This window comes from Streptomyces sp. NPDC050738, assembly GCF_040654175.1.
Taxonomy (GTDB): Bacteria; Actinomycetota; Actinomycetes; order Streptomycetales; family Streptomycetaceae; genus Streptomyces.
The window spans coordinates 1-21,517 of sequence record NZ_JBFAHN010000024.1 but is presented as its reverse complement, the minus strand read 5'-3'; the positions used below and the strand labels follow the sequence as shown (position 1 = coordinate 21,517).

Sequence of the window (21,517 nt, the reverse complement as noted above, 5' to 3'; positions counted from 1 at the left end):
CGCGCCGCCGTATCACTGGCACAGTCCGGGCGGGCTTGCGAGCGGGTGGAAGGTGGCCGTGCGGCCCCCGAGGTAGGTGACCTCGGCGGTGTCCGGGGCGCGCAGTTCGATCGTCCCCGACGGGGCCTGCTCCCAGGCGCCCTCAGGGGTCTTCTCCTCCGAGGCCCACCAGCGTCCGTCGATGCGCGTGATGTCAGGACCCATGTCGCACGGGTGGCCGCCTCCCAGCCGCACGGGGTAGATCGCCCCGGTCCTCGGCTTCTTGACGTCCGATGCCAGCCGGTCCAGGCAGCCGGGTGAGACGGCCTCGACATCGGCCGCGCCGGCCGGGTGGAACGTCATCGGAGGGATGCCGCCGGCTCCGCTGAAACGCAGTGCGTTGTGGGACCGGAGGGTCATGCGCCCCGTCAGATAGTCCCCGACGAGCGAGATCGCCCAGGTGTCGTGACGGGCCGTCCACAAGCGCCCGTCGAACAGGGCGACTCGCAGGTCGCAGACACCGGGCAGCCCGTACGCGTACGCCTTCCCGGTCACCGCCTCAGGCGTCCGTACGGCTGCGGTGGAGGCAGCCGAGGACCCGTCGCGCCCCTCCCCGCCTGCGAGGTTCAGGCCCAGCAAGGACCCGCCCAGCGCCACCAGAGCCGTCGCGCAGGCCGCCAGCGCCGCCCTGTGCCGCCCGCGCGTGCGGCGGCCGCGTGCCATCAGGGCCGGGGCCTCCACTGCCGCCGGGGAGGCGTCCGCTCCCGCCAGATCGTGCAGCGCCTGCCTCAACAGGTCTTCGTCCGAGTGATCGGAGTGGTCCGTATCGCTCACCGTGCACCCCTCTGCGCGTAACCGGTCAGCGCACCCGTGGCGCGCAGCCGTTCCAGGGCCCTGTTGGTACGGCTCTTGACCGTTCCGGGCGAACAGCCGAGCAGCTCGGCCGTCTGTTCCACCGACAGGTCCTCGTAGAAGCGGAGCACCAGCACCGCCCGTTGGGCACGGGGCAGGGAGGAGAGTGCGCGCCGGAGTTCGATCCGGGTGTCCGTGCCGCCCGTCGCGTCGTCCGCGCGGTCCGGCTGACCGCCCTCCCCCTGGATCGCGTGGGGCACCTCGCGGTGCCAGCTGCGGCGGCGCCAGGTCGCGTAGAGATTGACGACCACTTTGCGGGCGTACGCCTGCGGCGATTCCCAGGCCGCCGAACGGCCCCAGTGCAGATAGACGCGGACCAGAGCGGCCTGCACCAGATCCTCGGCCGTGTGCCGGTCCCCCGTCAGCAGACGGGCGGTGCGCAGCAGCGAGGCGTACGCGGACGCCGTGAACTCCGTGAAATCCGCATCGCGCGTGGCCGGCTCCGTCCCCACCTGGTGTCCCCCTCGATGAGCGTGCGGTCCTCAAGGGCAAAGACCCTGTCACTCACTCGACAACCGGGGGTGCCCGGTGGGTTCCACCGGGTTTCGGAGGGGGCTTCAGAGACTGACGCCGACGGTCACGGGTTCGTTGACCAGGGTGACGCCGAAGGCCTCCTGGACACCCGCGACGACCTCGCGGGCCAGCGCGAGAAGGTCTTCGGTGGTGGCGCTCCCCCGGTTGGTGAGGGCCAGGGTGTGCTTGGTGGAGATACGGGCCGGGCCCGTGCCGTACCCCTTCGTGAAGCCCGCCTTGTCGATCAGCCAGGCCGCCGATGTCTTCGTCAGCCCCTCCCCCGCCGGGTAGGCGGGCGGGACGACGTCGGAGCCGAGACGCGTCCGGGCCCTGGCCAGGAAGGCTTCGTACTCCTGCGCCGACAGGATCGGGTTGGTGAAGAAGGAGCCCGCCGACCAGGTGTCGTGGTCCTCGGGGTCCAGGACCATGCCCTTGCCGGCGCGCAGCGTGAGCACCGTCTCGCGCGCCTTGGCCGCCGGGACGCGGTCGCCTGCCTCGACACCGAGGGCGCGGGCCGTCTCCGGGTACTTGAGGGGGGCCGAGAGGCCGCCCGCGTCTTCCAGTTCGAAGCGGACGCGGAGGACCACATAGCGGTCGGGGTCCTGCTTGAAGCGGCTGTGGCGGTACGAGAAGTGGCAGTCGGCCGCGGGGATCGTCACCGTTTCGGCGGCCTGGCGGTCGTAGGCGACCACCTCGGTGATCGTGGCGGACACTTCCTGGCCGTACGCACCGACGTTCTGGATCGGGGTCGCGCCGGCGGAGCCGGGGATTCCGGCGAGGCACTCGATGCCGGCCAGGCCTGCCTCGACGGTGCGGGCGACGGCGTCCGACCAGTTCTCGCCTGCCGCCAACTCGAGCTTCGTACCGGAGAGTTCGAAGCCACGGGTGGCGATGCGCAGGGCGGTGCCGCGGAAGCCCTTGTCGCCGATGACCAGGTTGGAGCCGCCGCCGATGACGAGGAGGGGTGTCTCCGTCGCGTCCGCGGCGCGGACCGCCTCGATCACTTCGGCGTCGGTCTCCGCCGTGATCAGCCGGGTGGCCGGGCCGCCGAGGCGGAAGGTGGTCAGGGGGGCGAGGGGGGCTTCGTGGAGTTCCTGCACGGGGTCAAGCGTACGAGACGGCAGACGGACAGCCCCGCCGGTCGCGGCGGGGCTGTCCGTACGGCGGGGGCGTCACACCTGCGTCTGCTGCTTCTTTTCGTCTTCCTCGTCCAGGCGCCGCAGCGCCTCCTCCCAGCCGAGCGGGACGTCATCCGTGTTCGCGGCCCAGTAGGTGAAGGTCGAATCGCTCATCAGGCCCCTCACGGCGCGGACGCCCGCGCGGTGCGCGCCGGTGCCGGCGAAGCGGTACAGCGCCTCCTTCGACTCCCATACGGAGAGCGTCCAGAAGGTCCGGCGCAGCGGGCGGGCCCGCAGCGTCACCCCGTACGCACCCGGGGCCTTGCGTATCTGGAGCATGATCCCGGGGGCCTTCGCGAAGAACCTGAGCGCGCCGAGCAGGGTGCGGGTCTCGAAGCGGGAGGCCATGGCGTAGGCCTCGGTGTGCGGTGCGGGTGCTTGAGGAACGATCCAGGGCAGGTCCGGCATGGCTGGCCTCCGCTTTCGTGAGTGTCCGGATTGGTCGTGTCCGGATCGGTCATCGTATGGGCCAAGATCGTTCAGGCGGAGGCGAATTCGCGTTCTTCGGCCTGGTCCTCGGCGGCCTGGGCCGCGGCCTTGGCGCGGCGCGGAATCAGCAGGGCCACCAGGGCGGCGAGGGCCACCGTGCCGGCGCCGATCCACAGCGCGGGGACCGTGCCGTCGGTGAAGGACTGCGGGGTTTCCAGCCCGCCCTGGGCGGAGAAGACCGCACCCATGATGGCGACTCCGAGCGATCCGCCGACCTCGCGCAGGGCGTTGTTGGCGCCGGAGGCGATGCCCTGCTCGGCGGGGCGGACGCTGGACATGACCACGCTGGCCGCGGGGGCGAAGTACAGCGCCATGCCGATGCCGCTGAGGATCAGGCCCGGGAGCTGGGCCGCGTACGAGACGTCGGGGCCGATGACCGCCGCGAAGAGCCCGAGGCCCAGCGCCTGGAGTGCGAGACCTGCCGCGACGACCGGGCGGCCGCCGATCCGGTCCGAGAGGATCCCGGCGAACGGCGCGACGATCAGCGGCATTCCGGTCCAGGGGAGCATCCGCAGTCCGGCCTCGGTGGGCGAGTATCCGGCGACACCCTGCAGGAACTGGCTGAGCAGGAAGATCGAGCCGAACATCCCCAGGAACATCAGCATGGACGCCATGTTGATGCCGAAGAAGGCGCGGTTACGGAAGAGCCGCATGGGGAGCATGGGGTTCTTGGCGGTGAAGCCGTGATGGACGAAACCGGCCAGGAGGGCGGCACCCGCGAAGAGGCTGATGAGGATGGTGGGCGAAGTCCAGCCGTCGGCCTGGCCGTTGACCAGCCCGTAGACGATGCCGAACAGGCCGCCGCTGACGAGGACCGTGCCGGGGATGTCGAGACGGGCGTTCGGGGCGTACGACTCGGAGAGGCGGAGGCGGGCGAAGGGCAGCAGGGCCAGACCGACCGGGACGTTCAGCCAGAAGATCCACTCCCAGGAGAAGTGCTCGGTGAGGCTGCCGCCGATCAACGGGCCGCTGGCGACCGCGAGGCCGGTGACGGCGGAGAAGATGCCGAGGGCGGCGCCCCGGCGGGCGGCCGGAACGGCTGCGGTGAGCAGGGTGAGCGTGAGCGGCATCATGATCGCCGCGCCTACGCCCTGGACCGCGCGGGCGGCGATCAGGGAGTTGATGCCGGGGGCCATGGCAGCGGCGGCGGAGGCGAGAGTGAAGACCGTGAGGCCGGAGATGAAGAGCTTGCGGCGGCCGAACCGGTCACCGAGGGCTGCGCCGAACATCAGCAGGACGGCGAAGGTCAGCGTGTAGGCGTTGACCGTCCACTGCAGGTCGGAGAGCGCGCCGCCCAGGTCCTCGCGGATGGAGGGCAGGGCGGTCGTGACGACGAGATTGTCGAGAGCCGCCATGAAACCGGCGACGCTGGTGATGATCAGGGCCCAGGTGGCGCCCCCGCGCCGTCCTGCTGCTTGCTCGTTCATTACTCCCCCTCGGAGTTAGTTATTGATGACTAAGTTTTGCGGGCGTGGAACAGCGGAGCGGAAAAGCGGGATCACGTGCGTCATTTCACTGCAGCTTCGACTCGTAGAAGTTCGCCCAGACCCGGTGCTCGGGCTTGAAGCCCAGGGACACCAGCGTGTTGATGAGCATCCCGTCCGCCAGGAACGTCGTCGTCCCCGTGGCGTCCGCGCCGAGCTTCAGGTGGATGGTGTCGTACATCTCCAGCCAGGCGGCCCGGACCGACTCACCGAATTCGTGGTCGCCTACGATCTCCGCCGACGCCACGGCCACGTACGCCTGCATCTGCATCAGCAGCTTGTCCGGGTCGTCGGCGATGAGCGACTCGTACGCCATCCCCATGGCCATCCGGAGCCCATCGGCCTCCACCCCGTCGGCCGCCTTCAGTAGGACCTCGGTGATCTCCTGGCAGCAACGGGCCGCCGCGGCAAGGAAGATGGCCTGCTTGTTCGGGAAGAGCCGGAAGAGATACGGCTGCGAGACGCCCACCCGCTTGGCGATCGCCTCCGTGGAGGTGCCGTTGTAGCCGCCGCGGGCGAACTCGGTCACCGCCGCGCGGATGACGCTCTCGCGCCTCTCGTCTGCACTCATCCTGGCCATGCGGTTAAGTTAGTGGCCAATCACTACCTGAGTCAAGGGGTGGAGATGCGTAAGGGGCGTCCGCCATGGCGGACGCCCCTTACGCACTGCTCTCGTCAGGCGAGGCGGACCACGGCGCGGGACATGCCCAGCACCTTCTGGCCTGCGCTCATCGCCGTCAGGTCGACGCGCACCGTACGGGCATCGTCGTCCAGCTTGGCCGCGACCTTCGCGCTGACCTCGATCAGCGCACCCGTCTCGTCGTTGGGAACGACGACGGGCTTGGTGAAGCGCACGCCGTACTCCACGACCGCCGCCGGGTCGCCGGCCCAGTCGGTGACCACGCGGATCGCCTCGGCCATGGTGAACATGCCGTGCGCGATCACATCGGGCAGCCCGACGCCGACCGCGAACTTCTCGTTCCAGTGGATCGGGTTGAAGTCGCCCGAGGCGCCCGCGTACTGGACAAGCGTGGCACGCGTCACAGGGAAGGACGCCGCCGGCAGCTCGGTGCCGACCTCGACGTCCCCGTAAGAGACCTTCGCTGTCATCGTCACGCCTCCTCTGCCGTCGCCGCGCGGGACACGAGCTTGGTGAGGGCGGTCACGACATGCTCGCCGGACTCGTCGTGGACCTCGCCGCGGATGTCCAGGATGTCGTTGCCCGCCATGGACTTGATCGCCTCGATGGTCGAGGTGACCGTCAGCCGGTCCCCCGCCCGTACCGGACGCGTGTACGCGAACTTCTGGTCGCCGTGCACCACCCGGCTGTAATCCAGACCCAGTTGCGGATCTTCGATGACCGCACCCGCGGCCTTGAAAGTGATCGCGAACACAAAAGTCGGCGGAGCGATCACATCGGAATGTCCGAGCGCCTTGGCGGCATCCGGATCCGTGTACGCGGGATTGGTGTCACCCACAGCAACCGCGAACTCGCGGATCTTCTCCCGGCCGACCTCGTACGGAGCGGTGGGCGGATAGGTCCGCCCCACGAAGGACTGGTCGAGCGCCATGACTCGCTACCTCCTGATGAAAGAGCCTGTACCTGCAAAAACGACACAAGGCCGCCCCCCGAGGGGGACGGCCTTGCATACGAGCCTGTGTGTTAGCGCGTCTCGCGGTGTGCAGTGTGCGAGTGGCAGCGCGGGCAGTGCTTCTTCAGCTCCAAGCGGTCCGGGTCGTTACGCCGGTTCTTCTTGGTGATGTAGTTCCGCTCCTTGCACTCCACGCAGGCCAGCGTGATCTTCGGGCGGACGTCGGTGGCAGCCACGTGAGTGCTCCTGGGACGGTCGTTGGACGGATGAACGCATAAAAGAGTAGCCGATCGAAGGACCGACCCCACAATCGGCTACTGTGTGTAGCGGTGACCGGACTTGAACCGGTGACACAGCGATTATGAGCCGCTTGCTCTACCGACTGAGCTACACCGCTTTGATACGGAATCCCTCACCCGAAGGTGAGGGCTACCGCACCAGAGCCCCAATGCGGAATCGAACCGCAGACCTTCTCCTTACCATGGAGACGCTCTACCGACTGAGCTATTGGGGCGAGCGAGGAAGACATTACCCGCTCCCTCGCCGATCGACCAAATCCTTAAGCCGGCCCTCCGTCCCACCCCTCGCACGGGCCTCACGAGGCCACACCGGTACGACTATTCCGCTCCTCCTCGAAGCGCGCCCGGCCTCGCTCTAGGCTCGCTCCACCGCTGCGTGATCTTGATCCACCAGCCCCCAGGAGGAGCGCGATGCCCGACAGTCAGCCGCAGCCTCCCGAAGGCGTCACCGCCGGCACCACCGCTCTCCTGCTCTGCGGTGCCCGTCTCACCGACGGCCGGACCGTGGACGTATCGCTCGGCGCCGGGCGCATCGAAGCCGTCGGCACTGCGGGCAGCCTCCCCTCGCACGGTTCGCGGATCGACCTCGCCGGCTATCTGCTGCTCCCCGCCCCCGCAGAACCGCATGCCCACAGCGACACCGCGCTCACAGCGGACGAGCCGGCCTCACGGGCGCCTTCGTACGCACCCGAAGACGTCCAGCGGCGCGCCACGGAGGCCGCGTTGCTGCAGCTCGGGCACGGGGCCACCGCCCAGCGCGCGCACGTACGGATCGGGGACGCCCAGGGCCTCGGGGCGCTGGAGGCCGTGCTGAAGACCCGGCGGTCGCTGCGCGGGCTCGCGGACCTGACCGCGGTCGCCGTGCCCCGGCTGCTCACGGGCGTCGCGGGGGCCGACGGACTGGCGATACTGCGGGACGCGGTGAAGATGGGCGCCGCGGCGGTGGGCGGCTGCCCCGATCTGGACCCCGATCCGACGGGGTACGCGGAGGCGGTGCTCGGCGTCGCCGCCGAACACGGGTGCTCCGTCGATCTGCATACGGAGGGTGACGATCCGGCCCGCCTCGCCCGGCTCGCTGCCATGGCCGGGGGACTGCGCGGCGGTGTCACGCTCGGGCCCTGTGCCGGCCTCTCGCGGCTGCCGCTGGACGTGGCGACCCGGGCCGCCGACCAGCTCGCCGCCGCGGGGGTGCGGGTGGTGTGCCTGCCGCAGGGCGGGTGCGGGGAGGTGCGCGGGGTCGCTCCCGTACGGCTGCTGCGGGCGGCCGGGGTGCAGGTCGCCGCGGGCAGCGGGGCGGTGCGCGACGCGGCCAATCCGGTGGGGCGCGGGGATCCTCTGGAGGCCGCCTATCTGCTGGCCTCGCAGACGGGGATGCGCGTCAACGAGGCGTACGTGACGGTGAGTTCGGCGGCGCGCGAGGCGATGGACCTGGCCGAGGTGCGGGTGGAGGCGGGGTTCCCGGCGGAGCTTCTGGCCGTACGGGGAGAGCGGCTGGACGCCGTGCTGTCGCTGGCGTACAGCAGGATCGTCGTCCATCGCGGGCGGGTGGTCGCGCGGACGAGCGCGGTGCGGGAGTACTGCGATTCGGCGGTGGCCGTCGCCCTCGAACTGCCGCGTCAGGGGCGGTCGGACACGGCTTCGTGAGCGCGGGGCGCTTCGCGGGCGTACGGTCGGAAACATGCGCATTGTCATCGCAGGTGGACATGGTCAGATCGCGCTGCGGCTGGAGCGTTTGCTCGCCGCACGCGGTGATGAGGTCGCGGGCATCATCCGCGCCGAGGGACAGAGCGAGGACCTGAGGTCGGCGGGTGCCGAACCGGTCGTGCTCGATCTGGAATCGGCTTCCGTGGAGCAGGTCGCCGAGGCGCTGAAGGGCGCCGACGCGGCGGTCTTCGCGGCGGGCGCGGGGCCCGGCAGCAGCGTGGAGCGGAAGGACACCGTGGACCGCGACGCGGCGGTGCTCTTCGCCGATGCGGCCGAGCGTGCCGGGGTGCGGCGGTATCTGGTGGTCTCGTCCATGGGGGCGGACACGGAGCGTGAGGGCGACGAGGTCTTCGACGCGTATCTGCGGGCGAAGGGTGCGGCCGACGAGGAGGTACGGCGGCGGGCCGGCCTGGAGTGGACGATCCTGCGGCCCGGCGCGCTGACCGACGACGCGGGGACCGGTCTCGTACGGCTGGAGGCGCGGACGGGGCGTGGTTCTGTGCCGCGGGACGATGTGGCGGCGGTGCTCGCGGAGCTGGTGGAGAGTCCGGCCACGGCGGGGCTGACGCTGGAGCTGATCGGCGGGTCCGTGCCGGTGGCGGTGGCGGTGAAGTCCGTGGCCGGGAACTGAGGCCGGATGGCCGGGCCTGCGCCGGGGCGGGCCGGGCCGGGGAAACAGAACAGCCCCTGACCATTGCTGGTCAGGGGCTGATTTCCTGTGGCGACGCCAGGGTTCGAACCTGGGTAGGCTGAGCCGGCAGATTTACAGTCTGCTCCCTTTGGCCACTCGGGCACATCGCCAAGGGTTGTCGTCCGAGTCCGCCTTGCGGCGTTCCGGGGCAACGACGTAAACGATACCCGATGGGTGGGGGTGGTCCGCCACCCGATTGATCAGTGCCCCACCCCACCAGGGCCCCACTAGGCTTGTGCACCCGAATACGTATCCCGATACAAGGAGCCACAGGACATGGCCGACTCCAGTTTCGACATCGTCTCGAAGGTCGAGCGGCAGGAGGTCGACAACGCCCTCAACCAGGCCGCCAAGGAGATCTCGCAGCGTTACGACTTCAAGGGCACCGGTGCCTCCATCGAGTGGTCCGGCGAGAAGATCCAGATGCAGGCCAGCGGCGAGGAGCGGGTGCTCGCGATCCTCGACATCTTCCAGACCAAGCTGATCAAGCGCGGGATCTCGCTGAAGTCGCTCGACGCGGGTGAGCCGCAGCTCTCCGGCAAGGAGTACAAGCTCTTCGCGACGATCGAGGAGGGCATCTCCCAGGACAACGCGAAGAAGGTCGCCAAGGCCATCCGCGATGAGGGCCCCAAGGGCGTCAAGGCGCAGGTGCAGGGCGATGAGCTGCGGGTTTCCTCCAAGAGCCGTGACGACCTGCAGGCTGTGCAGTCGCTGCTCAAGGAGAAGGACTTCGAGTTCGCGATCCAGTTCGTGAACTACCGCTGAGCGGTGGCTGTGGGATGGATGCGATGTCCGGAAACCGCCAGCCGTGGCGGTGCGGGGGTCGCAGACTCGTAGATGTCCCGGCGGATTCGCTGCCGGGGCGCTGCGAGGGAAGGAGGCGGTGGTGATGACGTTCTACGGGACGGTGCACAGCCCGCTGGGTGAGCTGCTGCTGGTCGGCGAGGAGTCGGCCACGGCGCCGGGCGGGGTGGCGCTGACGTCGCTCTCCGTGCCCGGGCAGAAGGGTGGCGCGGTCGTCGAGGACGGGTGGCGGCGCGCGCCGGAGGTCTTTGGGGCTGTCGCTGAGCAGCTCGAGGCTTATTTCGACGGGGAGTTGACCCGGTTCGAGCTTGAATTCGGTGCGGGCGGCAGCGACTTCCAGCGGCGCGTGTGGGGTGCGCTGGAGGGGCTGGCGTATGGGGAGACCGTTTCGTACGGGGAGATCGCGACCCGGATCGGGATGTCCGCCGGGGCCGGGGTCAGGGCTGTGGGGACTGCCATCGGGCGCAATCCGCTGCTGGTCGTGCGGCCCTGCCACCGGGTGATCGGGGCGGACGGGGCGCTGCGCGGGTACGCGGGCGGGATCGAGCGGAAGCAGGCTCTGCTGGAGCTCGAAGGGGCTTTGGTGGCGTGAGCGGGGCACTGTTTCCGCGGGACCGCAGTCGTACGGAGGTCGCGCCGGGCGCGGTGCATGTGCCCGGGTGGCTCTCGGCTGAGCGGCAGCGGGAGTTGGTCGGGGCGTGCCGGGAGTGGGCGCGGGGGCCCGTGCCGATGCGGCGCACGGTGCTGCCGGGGGGCGGGGTCATGTCCGTACAGACGGTGTGTCTGGGGTGGCACTGGCAGCCGTACCGGTATGCGCGTGTGGCGGGTGATGTGAATGGGGCTCGGGTCGCCGAACTGCCGGGGTGGTTGGTGGAGTTGGGGCGGGCCGCTGTTGTTGAGGCTTATGGGGATGCTGGGGCTTACGCGCCCGATGCGGCGCTGGTGAATTTCTACGACGGTGACGCGCGCATGGGGATGCACCAGGACAAGGAGGAGCGGGCCGGGTGGGCTCCTGTGGTGTCGCTGAGCCTGGGCGACACGTGCGTGTTCCGGTTCGGGAACGTGGAGGGGCGCGGGCGGCCTTATACGGACGTGGAGTTGGAGTCCGGGGATCTTTTCGTCTTCGGTGGGGACTCGCGGTTCGCGTTCCACGGGGTGCCGAAGGTGATGCCGGGGACCGGTGATCCGGGGCTGGGGGTCGCTGGGCGACTGAACATCACCTTGCGGGAGACGGGGCTTGGGTGAACGGCCGGTTCAGCGGCGGTTCAGGACCGGTTCAGCGCCGGTCTCGGGAGTTGCCGAAGATCAGGCGGTACGCGATGAGCAGGACCAGTGCGCCGCCGATGGCGGAGACCCAGGTGGCGCCGTCGTAGAAGTGCTTGGCCACGGGGTGGTGCCAGAAGTGGGAGGCCATCCAGCCGCCTATGAAGGCGCCTGCGATGCCGATGAGGGTGGTGCCGATCAGGCCGCCCGGGTCACGGCCGGGCAGCAGGATCTTGGCGATGGCGCCTGCGAGGAGGCCTAGTGCGATCCAGCTGAGGATTCCCATGGGCTGAGCCTGCCTTCCGTACGGTGTTGTAAACAGGGACGTCGGGGTGTGTGGGCGTGGTTGCGGGGATCGCCGTGGTGCGGTGGGGAGTGGTGACGGCATGAGCTCATTTACGACGCATCGGCTGCGGGTGTACGACGAAGCGCTGCCTCCGTACCGGAGATTGAGCAACCTGCGGACCTGCCTGGAGCGCTTCGCGCCGTACGGCTTTCGGGCCACGTACCACCACCTCGTACGGAGCGCGGGCATACCGGGGCGGCTGGCGGACGATCCTGCGGCGTTGGTGCGGGCAGTCGAGGAGTTGCACGCGGCACGCGAGCTCTGGCTGCCCGACACGCGTCTCTACGCTGCCCGTCGGCGACGGGAGAAGCAGGCGGGGCTTCGGGGAGCGGCGGCCGGGGACAGCTGGCGCAGATGGGGGCAGATCGCGTACTGCCCGGCGCCGGAACTGCATCCGCGCGATCCGCTGCCCGTGGTCGTCGCCCGGGTACTGAGTGCACCGGACGACGGCCCCCTGTGCCGCGCATGCGGGCTGGGGCCGCCCGGGATGCTGTGGAACAGCGGCTACGGCACGTACGAACTGTGCACCGGATGCGGGGTGCAGCGGTCCAAACGCATCGAGCCCCCCAGCGATCGCTCGTCGGCGATCGAGCAGGGTGCCCGTTGGAAGGCTGTCTGGGCGCGCGAGCTCTGAAGCCGGCCGGTCAGCGGGTGGCGAAGGGCTGGTCCGTGGGGACGATTTCCTTGCCCAGGGGCATCAGGGAGAGCGGGATCAGCTTGAAGTTGGCCAGGCCCAGCGGGATGCCGATGATCGTGATGCACAGCGCGATGCCCGTGAAGAGGTGGCCCAGCGCCAGCCACCAGCCCGCCAGGATCAGCCAGAGGACATTGCCGATGCAGGACGGGGCGCCCGCGTCGTGGCGGTCCACTGCCATGTGGCCGAAGGGCCAGAGGGCGTAGATACCGATGCGGAACGCGGCCAGGCCGAAGGGGATGCCGATGATCGTGATGCACAGCAGGAGCCCGGCCAGCATGTAGCCGAGGAACATCCAGAAGCCGCAGAGGATCAGCCAGATGACGTTCAGGATGGTCTTCACGGGCGGCCTGCCATTTTCTCGAGTCGGGCGATGCGTTCTGCCATGGGCGGGTGCGTGGAGAACATCTTGGAGAGACCCTGGCCCGGGCGGAACGGGTTCGCGATCATCATGTGGCTCGCGGTCTCGATACGGGGCTCGGGCGGCAGCGGCAGCTGCTTGGTGCCGAGTTCCAGTTTGTGCAGGGCGCTGGCCAGGGCGAGCGGGTCGCCGGTGAGCTGGGCTCCGGAGGCGTCCGCTTCGTACTCGCGGGAGCGGCTGACCGCCATCTGGATCACGGTGGCCGCCAGGGGGCCGAGGATCATGATCAGGAGCATGCCCAGGAGGCCGGGGCCGTCGTCGTCGTCCGAGCGCCCTATGGGGATCAGCCAGGCGAAGTTGACCAGGAACATGACGACCGAGGCCAGGGCTCCCGCTACCGAGGCGATGAGGATGTCTCGGTTGTAGACATGGCTCAGTTCGTGGCCGATCACGCCCCTGAGCTCGCGCTCGTCCAGGATCTGGAGGATGCCTTCCGTGCAGCAGACCGCGGCATTGCGCGGGTTGCGGCCGGTCGCGAAGGCGTTCGGGGCCTGGGTCGGGGAGATGTAGAGGCGGGGCATGGGCTGGCGCGCGGCCGTGGAGAGCTCGCGGACCATGCGGTAGAGCTCGGGGGCCTCGAACTCACTGACCGGGCGTGCCCGCATCGCGCGCAGGGCGAGCTTGTCGCTGTTCCAGTAGGCGTAGGCGTTGGTGCCGAGCGCGATGAGGAGCGCGACGATCAAGCCCGTACGGCCGAAGAAGCTTCCGATGACGAGGATGAGGGCCGAGAGGCCCCCGAGGAGTACAGCTGTCCTCAGTCCGTTGTGCCGGCGGTGCACGGTAGCCCTCCAAATGGTGCGGCAGGGGAACCCTTTGCGGTTGTCTCCAGTGGACCCTTCTGTACTGGTCAACGCCAGGCAGAGGGTCCTAGTTCCCTTGTGCGCGCGGGCGGCCGTGTCCGCCGTACGGGTGTCAGCGCGGAGCGGGGAGCTCCGCCATGGCCAGCGCCTCGGGGTCGGGCTTGATCTCGCTGGTGCAGTGGGCGCAGCGGGAGGCGATGGCCGGGATCTCCGTGTAGCAGCGCGGGCAGTCGCGCAGGGCGGCCTTGATGTCGACCGGCTTGTCGCTGGTGAACCGGGACTGGATCTTGGCGAGGGGCGCTATGACGGCGAAGTAGAGGACCGCCGCGGTGATGAGGAAGGCCACGGAGGCGTTGATCAGGACGCCGTAGTTGAAGTGCGAGCCGTGCAGCGTGAAATGGGCCTTGCTGAAATCACCCATCGTGGAGTGGGTCGCCATGCCGATCAGCGGGGTGATGAACGCTGTGCTGAACGCGGTGACCACGGCGGTGAAGGCCGAACCGACCGCGAGGCCGACCGCCATGGATATGACGTTTCCGCGGAGGATGAATTCCTTGAAGCCGGTCAGCACTGCCTTCTCCTTGATGCGTGGGGGGGGACGGAAGGTGGGGGACATTCAGCCCGCGACCGTAGCAAACCTCAGAAGAGGGTGACGGACGCGTAGCGCAGCACCAGCTCCGGGACACCGGAGAGGACGACTGCCGCGGCTGCCGCGAGGGCGATCGCGGCAGTGATCGCTGTGGGGGCGCGATGCTTCGTCGCTTCGCCTTCGGGGGCTCTGAAGAGCGCCGCCGTCCACTGGAGGTAGTAGTAGAGGGCGATGACGACGTTCGCCGCCATGATCACCGCGAGCCAGCCCAGGCGGGCGTCGACCGCCGCCTGGAAGACCGTGACCTTCGCGAAGAGGCCGATGATGCCCGGGGGCAGGCCTGCGAGGCAGAGCAGGAAGAAGGCCATTGCGAGGGCGGCGAGGGGGCGGGTGGCGTAGAGGCCGCGGTAGTCGGAGATGCGGTTCTCGGGGTTCGTACGGGAGACGAGGGCCACTACGGCGAAGGCGCCGAGGTTCACGACCGCGTACATCAGGGCGTATCCGACGGTGGCGCCCACCTCGTCGTCCGAGGTGTACGCGGCTGCCGCGATCGGGACCAGGAGGTAGCCGGCCTGGGCCACGGAGGACCAGGCCAGGAGGCGTACGGCGCTGTGGGAGCGGGTGGCGATCTGGCGCAGGGCCGCTACGTTCCCGACCGTCATCGTGAGGGCGGCGAGGACCGCGATCGCCGGGCCCCAGACGTCGGCGTACGCGGGGAACGCCATGACCGTGACGAGGATGAGGCCGGAGAAGCCGACCGCCTTGCCGACCACGGAGAGGTACGCGGCGATGGGCAGTGGGGCGCCCACGTAGGTGTCGGGGACCCAGAAGTGGAAGGGGACCGCCGCTGTTTTGAAGGCGAAGCCGACCAGGGTGAGGACGACGCCGGCCTGGGTGAGGGTCTCCAGCTGGGGGTCGATCTGGGCGTCGGCGATGCGGTTGAGGTAGAGGGTGCCGGTCGTCGCGTAGATGAAGCTGATGCCCAGGAGCATCACTGCTGTCGCGGTGACCGAGGAGAGGAAGAACTTGAGGGCCGCTTCGGAGGAGCGTGCGTCGCCGCGCTTGAGGCCTACGAGGGCGAAGGCGGGGAGCGAGGCCACTTCGAGGGCGACCACGAGGGTGGCGAGGTCGCGGGAGGCGGGGAGCAGCGCCGCACCGGAGGCCGAGGAGAGGAGCAGGAACCAGTACTCCCCTGCGGGGAGCTTCTTCTCGGCTGTCGGGGTGAGGGAGAGCAGCGCGGTGAGGAGCGCGCCTGCCAGGACCAGGACCTGGATGGCGAAGGCGAAGCGGTCCACGGTGTAGCTGCAGGCGGCGGGGTCCGTGGTGAGGCAGAAGGTGCGGCGCTTGTGCTCGTAGAGCGGGATGAGGGCGAGGAGGGACGCGACCAGGCCGGTGATCGAGATCGCGCCGAGGAGGGGCTTGCGGTTCTCCGCGACGAACAGGTCCGTGACCAGGACGATCAGGGCGGTCGCGGCGGCGATCGTGGGGGGCGCGATGGCTACCCAGTCGACGGACTGGACGAGGGAGCTCATGCCTTGCCTCCTGCGAGAAGCTTCTGGACGGCCGGGTCGGAGAGGCCGAGGAGGGCCGCGGGCCAGAGGCCGGCGAGGACGGTGAGGGCAGCGAGGGGGGTCCAGGCGGCGAACTCGTAGCCCTGGAGGTCGGGGATGTGCTGGGCGTTGTCCGTTGCGGGCTGCGCGCCCATGCAGACGCGGCGGACCACCTGGAGCATGTACGCGGCCGTGAGGAGGGTGCCGACCGCGCCGATCGCCATGAAGGTGAGAAAGGCGGGGCGGCTGAGTCCGGGGGCCGGGTCGAAGGCGCCGAAGAGGGTCAGCATCTCGCCCCAGAAACCGGCCAGGCCCGGAAGGCCGAGGGAGGCCACGGCGGCGAAGGCGACGAGGCCGCCGAGGCGGGGGGCCCTGCCGTAGAGCGCTGCTCCTGTGGTGCCGGCGAGGGTGTCGAGGTCCGCCGTGCCGTATCGGTCCTTCACCGCTCCGACCAGGAAGAAGAGGAGGCCGGTGATGAGGCCGTGGGCGATGTTGGCGAACAGCGCGCCGTTGACGCCGGTGGGGGTCATCGAGGCGATGCCGAGGAGCACGAAGCCCATGTGGCCGACGGAGGAGTACGCGATGAGGCGCTTGAGGTCGCCCTTGGCGCCGGGACGGACCAGGGCGATGCAGGCGAGGGATCCGTAGATGATTCCGGCGACCGCGAAGGCCGCGAGGTACGGCGCGAAGGTGTGCATGCCGTCGGGGGCGATGGGCAGGGCGATGCGGACGAAGCCGTACGTGCCCATCTTCAGCATGACGCCCGCGAGGAGGACCGAGCCGACGGTGGGGGCCGCGGTGTGGGCGTCGGGGAGCCAGCTGTGGAGCGGCCACATCGGGGTCTTGATCGCGAGGCCGATCGCGATGGCGAGGACCGCGATGACCTCGGTGGTGTGGGTGAGACCGCGGCCGTTGTCAGTGGCGAGTGCCACCATGTCGAATGTGCCGCTTTTCAGACCGATGAGGAGCAGGCCGAGCAGCATGACGACGGAGCCGAGGAGGGTGTAGAGGATGAACTTCCAGGCTGCGGCCTGACGTTGGGCGCCGCCCCAGCGGGCGATGAGGAAGTACATCGGGATGAGGACCATCTCGAAGGCGAGGAAGAAAAGCATCAGGTCGAGTACGGCGAAGGTGGCGAGGGTGCCGGACTCGAGGAGCAGGAGAAGCGCCACGAAGGCCTTGGGGGACGGGCCTTGGGGGAGCTTGAAGTAGCTGTAGAGCGCGCAGAGGAAGGTCAGCAGCGCGGTCAGGAGCAGGAGGGGGAGCGAGATGCCGTCGACACCGAGGTGGATGTGGACGCCGAGCGCCTTGATCCAGGTGATGTCGGTGGTGGCCTGCATCGTGGAGGGGTGGTCGAAGCCGAGCGCGAGGACGATCGCGGCGATGAGCACGACTCCGGTGACCACCACGCCGTGGCGCAGGACCGCCTGGTCGGGTGACTTCCCCTTCAGCCCGGGCGGGGCCGGGAGAAGGGCCGCGGCGGCGCCGATGAGCGGACCGGCGACGGTGAACGCGAGAAGGAACTGCATCACTGATGCATTGATATCGATCACGGCTCACGATCCGGCGTAGACGTTGGCGAGGGTGACTGCGGCGATCGCCAGGACGACCGAGCCGGCGAGCAGGGCGCTCAGATAGGTCTGCAGATTGCCGGTCTGGGCGCGGCGGACCAGGTATCCCAGCCAGCGCGGGACGGCGCCCGCTCCTCGTACGTAGGTGTCGACGACCTCGCGGTCGAGGAAGCGGACCAGCTTCGCGGCGGCCAGGACGGGGCGCACGAACAGGGCGTCGTAGACCGCGTCGACGTGGAAGCCCGCGGCCGCGTGGCGGTGGAGCGGGCCCAGGAGGAGTCGGCCGGGGTCCGAGGGGTCGGGGGCCGAAGCGATGTCGCCGTACGCCTGGGTGTGCGTGGCGATCGCTTCGATCTCCGAGGTGGCCGGGTCCGCTTCGGGGTGAGCGGCTACCGCGCCGAGAGGGGTGGCCGCGCCCTCCTTGAAGTGGACCGCGCGCCAGGCGCCGTAGGTGAGGAGGCCGCCGACGAGGGCGACTCCCGTACCGAGGACGGAGGTGGTGAGGGACGGCGAGAGGGTGTGGCCGTCGAACCAGTCGGTGATCGCGCCCGCGCTGAGGCCGAAGCCGATGGAGGGGACGGCCAGCACCCAGAGCACGGCGTTCATGACGGCGGGCTGCTTGCCGTGGTCGGGGGCTTCGGGGCCGCTGCCGCGGAAGGCCATCAGCCACAGGCGGGTGGCGTACGCGCCGGTGAGGAGGGCGGTGGCGAGGCCTGCGAGCAGAACGGTCCAGCCCGCGCCCGTCGGGGCGATGTGGCTGTCGCCGAACGCGGTGTGCTCGGCGGCGACCAGGACCGATTCCTTGGAGAAGAAGCCGGCGAAGGGCGGGATCGCGGCGAGCGCGAGCAGGGCGATGGACATCGTCCAGAACGCGTCGGGGATGCGCTTGGCGAGGCTGCCCGTACGGGACATCGCCGAGAGGGAGTTGGTGCCGGCGGCGTGGATGATCACGCCGGCGCCGAGGAAGAGGAGCGCTTTGAACGCGCCGTGGGAGAGGAGGTGGAAGACGGCGGCCGAGCGGTCGCCGACGGCCAGCGCGCCGGACATGTAGCCGAGCTGGCCGATCGTCGAGTACGCGAGGACGCGTTTGATGTCGTCCTGGGCGAGGGCGGCGAGTGCCGAGCCGACCATGGTGACCGCGGCCATCACGGCGAGGACGGTGAGGGCTGCCTGGGAGGCGGCGAAGACGGGGAGGAGGCGGGCCACGAAGTAGATGCCGGCGGCGACCATCGTCGCGGCGTGGATCAGCGCGGAGACCGGGGTGGGGCCGGCCATCGCGTCGGGCAGCCAGGTGTGGAGCGGGAACTGGGCCGACTTGCCCGCGACGCCCGCGAGCAGGAGCAGGGCGATCAGGGTGGGGTGGGTCAGTCCGCCGTCGGCGACCGTCTGCAGGATGCCGGTGATCCGGAAGGTCCCGGCGTCGGTGGCGAGCGCGAACAGGCCGATCAGGAAGGGGACATCACCGAGCTTGGTGACCAGGAAGGCCTTGAGGGAGGCGGCGCGGGCTTCGGGCGTCTCCCAGTAGTGGCCGACGAGGAAGTACGAGCAGATGCCCATGATTTCCCAGCCGACCAGGAGAACCATCAGGTCGCCGGAGTAGACGACCAGGAGCATCGCGGAGGTGAAGAGCGAGACCAGGGCCGCGTAGGAGGGGTAGCGGGGGTCGTCGCGGAGGTAGCCCGTCGAGTAGATCTGCACGCAGGTCGCGACGACCGTCACCAGGATCGCGACCAGGGCGGCGAAGCCGTCGATGTGCAGGGACAGGTCGATGGGGACCGAGCCGGTCGGGGTCAGGCGGGTCGCGGCGTCGAGCGTCTTTCCGCTGCCCTGGCGGGTGGCGAGGGTGATCGCGAAGGCTGCCGCGGCCAGGGTGGGGAGGACCGCGAGGGGGCGTACGAAGCCGGGCGCGGTGCGGCCGAGGAAGAGACCTGCGGCGGCGCCGAGGAACGGGAGGAGGGGGACGAGGACGGCGAGGGTCGTGGTGGTCACGCGGCGGCCTCGGCCTTCTCGTCGGCGTCGGTTGCGGCGTCGGTTGCGCTGGGATCGCTGGGGTCGCTGCCTTCGGCGGTGTCGCGCAGTGCGTCGATCGCCGAGGTGGAGCGGTTGCGGTAGACCGCCAGGACGATCGCCATGCCGATGCCGATCTCGGCGGCGGCGATGGCGATCGTGAAGAGGGTGAGGGCCTGTCCGGAGTGGAGCTTGTCGCGCAGCCAGACGTCGAAGGCGACCAGGTTGAGGTTGACGGCGTTGAGCATCAGCTCGACGGCCATCAGGACCAGGATCACGTTGCGGCGGGCGAGGACTCCGTACAGCCCCGTGCAGAACAGGAGGGCGGAGAGCACGGCGGGATAGACGAGGTGCATCAGCTCTTCGCCTCCGATTCGGTGCCGGCGTCGACGGGTGTGTCCTTGCGGGACAGGACGATCGCGCCGATCAGGGCGGCGAGGAGGAGGACCGACAGCGCTTCGAAGGGCAGGACCCAGTGGCGGAAGAGGACTTCGCCGGTGATCTTGGTGGAACCTTGCGCCGTCGCGCCGTCGAGGTTGATCCAGGTCGTACGGAAAGCGTCGGCGACGACCCAGACGAGGGATGCCGCCGCGGCGAGCGCCACGGCCAGGGCGACCCAGCGGTTGCCCGAATCGGCGTCCGGGGAACGGCCGATGGGGGCCTTCGTGAGCATCAGGCCGAAAAGGAGGAGGACGACGACCGAGCCGACGTAGATCAGGACCTGGACCCAGGCGATGAACTCCGCCGTGAGGAGGAGGTACGTACCGGCCAGGCCGCCCAGCGTCACGACCAGCCAGAGTGCGGCGTGGACGAGGTGCTTGGTGGTGACCGTCATGACGGCCGCGCCGAAGGTGACGAGGCCGATGAGGAGGAACGCGATCTCCACGCCGGAGGGCGAGAGGAAGCCGGGGTGGCTTGCTGCGGCAAGGGTCTTCATGCCGGGCCCCCCTGCTCCTGCTGGGCTGCCAGCTTCTCCGCCGCCTTGCGGGCCGCGGCGATCTCCTTCGGCTCCTCGGCTCCCGGGTCGAGCGCGGGCGGGGCCGGGACGGTCCACATCCACTCGCGGAGCTTGTCGCGCTCGTGGGTCAGTTCGTGGATGTCGGTCTCCGCGTACTCGAACTCCGGCGACCAGAACAGCGCGTCGAAGGGGCAGACCTCGATGCAGATCCCGCAGTACATGCAGAGCGAGAAGTCGATCGCGAAGCGGTCGAGGACGTTGCGGCTGCGCTCGCGGCCGCCGGGGGTGGCCGCCGGCGTCGTCTCCTTGTGGGAGTCGATGTAGATGCACCAGTCGGGGCACTCGCGGGCGCAGAGCATGCAGACCGTGCAGTTCTCCTCGAAGAGGCCGATCACGCCGCGGGTACGGGGCGGGAGTTCGGGCTGCACCTCGGGGTACTGCTCGGTGACGGTCTTCTTCGTCATCGTGCGGAGGGTGACGGCCAGGCCCTTGGCGAGGCCGGATCCGGGGATGGGGGACATGGCTAGGAGATCGCCACCTTCACGATGCCGGTGAGCGCGATCTGGGCGAGCGCGAGCGGGATGAGTACGGTCCAGGCGAGCTTCTGCAGCTGGTCCTCGCGCAGGCGCGGGTAGGTGACCCGGAGCCAGATCACGCCGAAGGCGAGGACCGCGGTTTTCAGGAGCATCCAGACCCAGCCGAGTCCGTCACTCCCCCACGGGCCGTGCCAGCCGCCGAGGAAGAGGACGGCGGTGAGGCCGCAGAGGACGACGATGCCCGCGTACTCGGCGAGGAGGAAGAGCGCGAAACGGAGCCCGGTGTACTCGGTGTACGCGCCGAAGATGATCTCCGAGTCGGCCACCGGCATGTCGAAGGGCGGGCGCTGGAGTTCGGCGAGGCCCGCGGTGAAGAAGACCAGGCCGCCGACGATCTGCCACGGGATCCACCACCACGCGAAGGCGTCGAGGATGCCGGGGAGCGAGACCGTGCCCGCCGCCATCGCGACCGAGGCGGCGGTGAGCAGCATGGGGAGTTCGTACGCGAGGAGCTGGGCGGCGGTGCGGAGGCCGCCGAGGAGGCTGAACTTGTTCGCCGATGCCCAGCCCGCCATGAGGGAGCCGAGCACGCCGACGCCCATGACGGCGAGGACGAAGAAGATGCCCGCGTCGACTACCTGGCCGACCGCGCCCTCGCCAGGGCCGATCGGGATCGCGACGAGGACCAGGAGGTACGGGAGGAGGGCCACGGCGGGGGCGAGCTGGAAGATGCGGCGGTCGGCCTCGGCCGGGACGATGTCTTCCTTCTGCGCGAACTTCACGCCGTCGGCGACGAGTTGGGCCCAGCCGTGGAAGCCGCCCGCGTACATGGGGCCGAGGCGGCCCTGCATGTGGGCCATGACCTTGTGCTCGGTCTGGCCTACGACCAGGGGCAGCACGAGGAAGACGGCGAAGACGATGATCAGCCGGAGGGCGACGTCGAGTACGTCGTTCACGCGGTATCGCCTCCGGCGGGGGTGTCGGGGTGGGGCTTGTCGTCGTCAGGGGTGGGGTTGGGTTCGGCGGGTGCAGGTGCGTTGGGGGTTTCGGGGGCGCCCACGTACGCCGCCAGCTCACCGGTGCCGGCCACGACCGGCTGCGTACGGCCAAGCGCCCCCTGTTCGCGGGAATCGGCGC

At 69.7% G+C, this 21,517-nt stretch carries 26 protein-coding genes, 3 tRNA genes and 1 pseudogene; 6 read left to right on the top strand and 24 right to left on the bottom strand.

Features of this window, described 5'->3' with window-relative positions; all coding sequences use genetic code 11:
* Window positions 1–12: 12 nt before the first annotated feature.
* The 11 genes from AB0H78_RS36520 to AB0H78_RS36470 all read right to left on the bottom strand — a co-directional run bounded on the left by AB0H78_RS36520 (window position 13) and on the right by AB0H78_RS36470 (window position 6,661).
* Complete coding sequence (locus AB0H78_RS36520) at window positions 13–813, bottom strand: hypothetical protein (RefSeq protein WP_363239134.1); 801 nt, start codon at window positions 811–813, stop codon at window positions 13–15.
* On the bottom strand, window positions 810–1,343 hold the full coding sequence (locus AB0H78_RS36515; RefSeq protein WP_363239133.1) for a SigE family RNA polymerase sigma factor: 534 nt from the start codon (window positions 1,341–1,343) through the stop codon (window positions 810–812). The genes AB0H78_RS36520 and AB0H78_RS36515 overlap by 4 nt, the downstream gene beginning before the upstream one ends.
* A 105-nt stretch (window positions 1,344–1,448) precedes the next feature.
* A complete protein-coding gene (locus AB0H78_RS36510) occupies window positions 1,449–2,504 on the bottom strand; it encodes a UDP-N-acetylmuramate dehydrogenase (RefSeq protein ID WP_363239132.1) in 1,056 nt (351 codons plus the stop codon).
* A 72-nt stretch (window positions 2,505–2,576) separates the two neighbouring features.
* Window positions 2,577–2,990: a DUF3291 domain-containing protein gene (locus tag AB0H78_RS36505; protein ID WP_363239131.1), complete on the bottom strand. Its 414-nt coding sequence runs from the start codon at window positions 2,988–2,990 to the stop codon at window positions 2,577–2,579.
* 71 nt (window positions 2,991–3,061) lie between these two features.
* Window positions 3,062–4,498 carry a DHA2 family efflux MFS transporter permease subunit gene (locus tag AB0H78_RS36500; RefSeq protein ID WP_363239130.1) on the bottom strand — a complete coding sequence of 479 codons (1,437 nt, stop codon included), beginning with the start codon at window positions 4,496–4,498 and terminating at the stop codon, window positions 3,062–3,064.
* Window positions 4,499–4,583: 85 nt separating this feature from the next.
* Window positions 4,584–5,135 carry a TetR/AcrR family transcriptional regulator gene (locus AB0H78_RS36495; protein WP_363239129.1) on the bottom strand — a complete coding sequence of 184 codons (552 nt, stop codon included), beginning with the start codon at window positions 5,133–5,135 and terminating at the stop codon, window positions 4,584–4,586.
* 95 nt (window positions 5,136–5,230) lie between these two features.
* Window positions 5,231–5,665 carry a MaoC family dehydratase gene (locus tag AB0H78_RS36490; RefSeq protein WP_363239128.1) on the bottom strand — a complete coding sequence of 145 codons (435 nt, stop codon included), beginning with the start codon at window positions 5,663–5,665 and terminating at the stop codon, window positions 5,231–5,233.
* 2 nt (window positions 5,666–5,667) lie between these two features.
* Entirely contained in the window at window positions 5,668–6,126 is a 459-nt protein-coding gene (locus AB0H78_RS36485) for a MaoC family dehydratase N-terminal domain-containing protein (RefSeq protein ID WP_363239127.1), read from the bottom strand.
* A 92-nt stretch (window positions 6,127–6,218) separates the two neighbouring features.
* Window positions 6,219–6,383: a 50S ribosomal protein L33 gene (gene rpmG / locus AB0H78_RS36480; protein WP_363239126.1), complete on the bottom strand. Its 165-nt coding sequence runs from the start codon at window positions 6,381–6,383 to the stop codon at window positions 6,219–6,221.
* Window positions 6,384–6,471: 88 nt separating this feature from the next.
* Window positions 6,472–6,544: transfer RNA gene (locus AB0H78_RS36475), tRNA-Met, on the bottom strand.
* A 44-nt stretch (window positions 6,545–6,588) separates the two neighbouring features.
* A tRNA-Thr gene (locus AB0H78_RS36470) sits at window positions 6,589–6,661 on the bottom strand.
* 196 nt (window positions 6,662–6,857) lie between these two features.
* On the opposite strand from AB0H78_RS36470, the gene AB0H78_RS36465 reads away from it, so the two are divergent.
* Complete coding sequence (locus tag AB0H78_RS36465) at window positions 6,858–8,090, top strand: amidohydrolase family protein (protein WP_363239125.1); 1,233 nt, start codon at window positions 6,858–6,860, stop codon at window positions 8,088–8,090.
* A gap of 34 nt (window positions 8,091–8,124) precedes the next feature.
* Complete coding sequence (locus AB0H78_RS36460; RefSeq protein WP_363239124.1) at window positions 8,125–8,781, top strand: SDR family oxidoreductase; 657 nt, start codon at window positions 8,125–8,127, stop codon at window positions 8,779–8,781.
* Window positions 8,782–8,869: 88 nt separating this feature from the next.
* Here the strand turns inward: AB0H78_RS36460 and AB0H78_RS36455 are convergent.
* Window positions 8,870–8,951 (bottom strand) — tRNA-Tyr (locus tag AB0H78_RS36455).
* A gap of 166 nt (window positions 8,952–9,117) precedes the next feature.
* On the opposite strand from AB0H78_RS36455, the gene AB0H78_RS36450 reads away from it, so the two are divergent.
* The 3 genes from AB0H78_RS36450 (at window position 9,118) to AB0H78_RS36440 (ending at window position 10,890) form a co-directional block, all read left to right on the top strand.
* Window positions 9,118–9,606, top strand: coding sequence for a YajQ family cyclic di-GMP-binding protein (locus AB0H78_RS36450; RefSeq protein WP_363239123.1), 489 nt, complete (start codon window positions 9,118–9,120; stop codon window positions 9,604–9,606).
* Between the two features lie 124 nt (window positions 9,607–9,730).
* The gene (locus tag AB0H78_RS36445) at window positions 9,731–10,237 is read left to right on the top strand and encodes a methylated-DNA--[protein]-cysteine S-methyltransferase (RefSeq protein WP_363239122.1); all 507 of its coding nucleotides are present in this window, start codon (window positions 9,731–9,733) and stop codon (window positions 10,235–10,237) included.
* Window positions 10,234–10,890, top strand: coding sequence for an alpha-ketoglutarate-dependent dioxygenase AlkB (locus AB0H78_RS36440; protein ID WP_363239121.1), 657 nt, complete (start codon window positions 10,234–10,236; stop codon window positions 10,888–10,890). The genes AB0H78_RS36445 and AB0H78_RS36440 overlap by 4 nt, the downstream gene beginning before the upstream one ends.
* A 31-nt stretch (window positions 10,891–10,921) precedes the next feature.
* On the opposite strand, the gene AB0H78_RS36435 is transcribed toward AB0H78_RS36440, so the two are convergent.
* Window positions 10,922–11,194, bottom strand: a complete 273-nt coding sequence (locus tag AB0H78_RS36435; protein WP_363239120.1) for a GlsB/YeaQ/YmgE family stress response membrane protein — start codon at window positions 11,192–11,194, stop codon at window positions 10,922–10,924.
* Between the two features lie 100 nt (window positions 11,195–11,294).
* Here AB0H78_RS36435 and AB0H78_RS36430 point away from each other — a divergent pair, with 100 nt between their 5' ends.
* The gene (locus tag AB0H78_RS36430; protein WP_363239119.1) at window positions 11,295–11,888 is read left to right on the top strand and encodes a hypothetical protein; all 594 of its coding nucleotides are present in this window, start codon (window positions 11,295–11,297) and stop codon (window positions 11,886–11,888) included.
* Window positions 11,889–11,898: 10 nt separating this feature from the next.
* Here AB0H78_RS36430 and AB0H78_RS36425 read toward each other — a convergent pair whose 3' ends face one another.
* The 11 genes and pseudogenes from AB0H78_RS36425 to AB0H78_RS36375 form a co-directional block, all read right to left on the bottom strand.
* Complete coding sequence (locus AB0H78_RS36425; protein ID WP_363239118.1) at window positions 11,899–12,291, bottom strand: YccF domain-containing protein; 393 nt, start codon at window positions 12,289–12,291, stop codon at window positions 11,899–11,901.
* Complete coding sequence (gene htpX / locus AB0H78_RS36420; protein ID WP_363239117.1) at window positions 12,288–13,148, bottom strand: zinc metalloprotease HtpX; 861 nt, start codon at window positions 13,146–13,148, stop codon at window positions 12,288–12,290. The genes AB0H78_RS36425 and htpX overlap by 4 nt, the downstream gene beginning before the upstream one ends.
* A gap of 133 nt (window positions 13,149–13,281) precedes the next feature.
* Window positions 13,282–13,740 (bottom strand): MscL family protein, encoded by a 459-nt coding sequence (locus AB0H78_RS36415; RefSeq protein ID WP_363239116.1) that lies wholly within the window; start codon window positions 13,738–13,740, stop codon window positions 13,282–13,284.
* 68 nt (window positions 13,741–13,808) lie between these two features.
* Entirely contained in the window at window positions 13,809–15,290 is a 1,482-nt protein-coding gene (locus tag AB0H78_RS36410) for an NADH-quinone oxidoreductase subunit N (RefSeq protein WP_363239115.1), read from the bottom strand.
* The gene (locus AB0H78_RS36405) at window positions 15,287–16,837 is read right to left on the bottom strand and encodes an NADH-quinone oxidoreductase subunit M (protein WP_363239177.1); all 1,551 of its coding nucleotides are present in this window, start codon (window positions 16,835–16,837) and stop codon (window positions 15,287–15,289) included. The genes AB0H78_RS36410 and AB0H78_RS36405 overlap by 4 nt, the downstream gene beginning before the upstream one ends.
* A 27-nt stretch (window positions 16,838–16,864) precedes the next feature.
* Window positions 16,865–18,868, bottom strand: coding sequence for an NADH-quinone oxidoreductase subunit L (locus AB0H78_RS36400; protein WP_363239114.1), 2,004 nt, complete (start codon window positions 18,866–18,868; stop codon window positions 16,865–16,867).
* A complete protein-coding gene (gene nuoK, locus AB0H78_RS36395; protein WP_363239113.1) occupies window positions 18,865–19,242 on the bottom strand; it encodes an NADH-quinone oxidoreductase subunit NuoK in 378 nt (125 codons plus the stop codon). Before nuoK ends, AB0H78_RS36400 begins: the two co-directional genes overlap by 4 nt.
* Entirely contained in the window at window positions 19,242–19,823 is a 582-nt protein-coding gene (locus AB0H78_RS36390; RefSeq protein WP_363239112.1) for an NADH-quinone oxidoreductase subunit J, read from the bottom strand. The genes nuoK and AB0H78_RS36390 overlap by 1 nt, the downstream gene beginning before the upstream one ends.
* On the bottom strand, window positions 19,820–20,365 hold the full coding sequence (locus AB0H78_RS36385; RefSeq protein WP_363239111.1) for an NADH-quinone oxidoreductase subunit I: 546 nt from the start codon (window positions 20,363–20,365) through the stop codon (window positions 19,820–19,822). The genes AB0H78_RS36390 and AB0H78_RS36385 overlap by 4 nt, the downstream gene beginning before the upstream one ends.
* A 2-nt stretch (window positions 20,366–20,367) precedes the next feature.
* Complete coding sequence (locus AB0H78_RS36380) at window positions 20,368–21,336, bottom strand: complex I subunit 1 family protein (protein WP_363239110.1); 969 nt, start codon at window positions 21,334–21,336, stop codon at window positions 20,368–20,370.
* Window positions 21,333–21,517, bottom strand: a pseudogene (locus AB0H78_RS36375) (NADH-quinone oxidoreductase subunit C); the annotation flags it as partial. The pseudogene AB0H78_RS36375 and the gene AB0H78_RS36380, both read right to left, overlap by 4 nt.

Bases quoted from the DNA above. Each gene is read 5' to 3' on its own strand.
- AB0H78_RS36435 (WP_363239120.1), bottom strand. From the start codon at position 11,194: ATGGGAATCCTCAGCTGGATCGCACTAGGCCTCCTCGCAGGCGCCATC.
- AB0H78_RS36390 (WP_363239112.1), bottom strand. From the start codon at position 19,823: ATGAAGACCCTTGCCGCAGCAAGCCACCCCGGCTTCCTCTCGCCCTCC.
- AB0H78_RS36490 (WP_363239128.1), bottom strand. From the start codon at position 5,665: ATGACAGCGAAGGTCTCTTACGGGGACGTCGAGGTCGGCACCGAGCTG.
- AB0H78_RS36445 (WP_363239122.1), top strand. From the start codon at position 9,731: ATGACGTTCTACGGGACGGTGCACAGCCCGCTGGGTGAGCTGCTGCTG.
- AB0H78_RS36485 (WP_363239127.1), bottom strand. From the start codon at position 6,126: ATGGCGCTCGACCAGTCCTTCGTGGGGCGGACCTATCCGCCCACCGCT.
- AB0H78_RS36430 (WP_363239119.1), top strand. From the start codon at position 11,295: ATGAGCTCATTTACGACGCATCGGCTGCGGGTGTACGACGAAGCGCTG.
- AB0H78_RS36500 (WP_363239130.1), bottom strand. From the start codon at position 4,498: ATGAACGAGCAAGCAGCAGGACGGCGCGGGGGCGCCACCTGGGCCCTG.
- nuoK (WP_363239113.1), bottom strand. From the start codon at position 19,242: ATGCACCTCGTCTATCCCGCCGTGCTCTCCGCCCTCCTGTTCTGCACG.
- AB0H78_RS36465 (WP_363239125.1), top strand. From the start codon at position 6,858: ATGCCCGACAGTCAGCCGCAGCCTCCCGAAGGCGTCACCGCCGGCACC.
- AB0H78_RS36505 (WP_363239131.1), bottom strand. From the start codon at position 2,990: ATGCCGGACCTGCCCTGGATCGTTCCTCAAGCACCCGCACCGCACACC.
- AB0H78_RS36460 (WP_363239124.1), top strand. From the start codon at position 8,125: ATGCGCATTGTCATCGCAGGTGGACATGGTCAGATCGCGCTGCGGCTG.
- AB0H78_RS36385 (WP_363239111.1), bottom strand. From the start codon at position 20,365: ATGTCCCCCATCCCCGGATCCGGCCTCGCCAAGGGCCTGGCCGTCACC.
- AB0H78_RS36405 (WP_363239177.1), bottom strand. From the start codon at position 16,837: ATGCAGTTCCTTCTCGCGTTCACCGTCGCCGGTCCGCTCATCGGCGCC.
- AB0H78_RS36495 (WP_363239129.1), bottom strand. From the start codon at position 5,135: ATGGCCAGGATGAGTGCAGACGAGAGGCGCGAGAGCGTCATCCGCGCG.
- AB0H78_RS36450 (WP_363239123.1), top strand. From the start codon at position 9,118: ATGGCCGACTCCAGTTTCGACATCGTCTCGAAGGTCGAGCGGCAGGAG.
- AB0H78_RS36410 (WP_363239115.1), bottom strand. From the start codon at position 15,290: ATGAGCTCCCTCGTCCAGTCCGTCGACTGGGTAGCCATCGCGCCCCCC.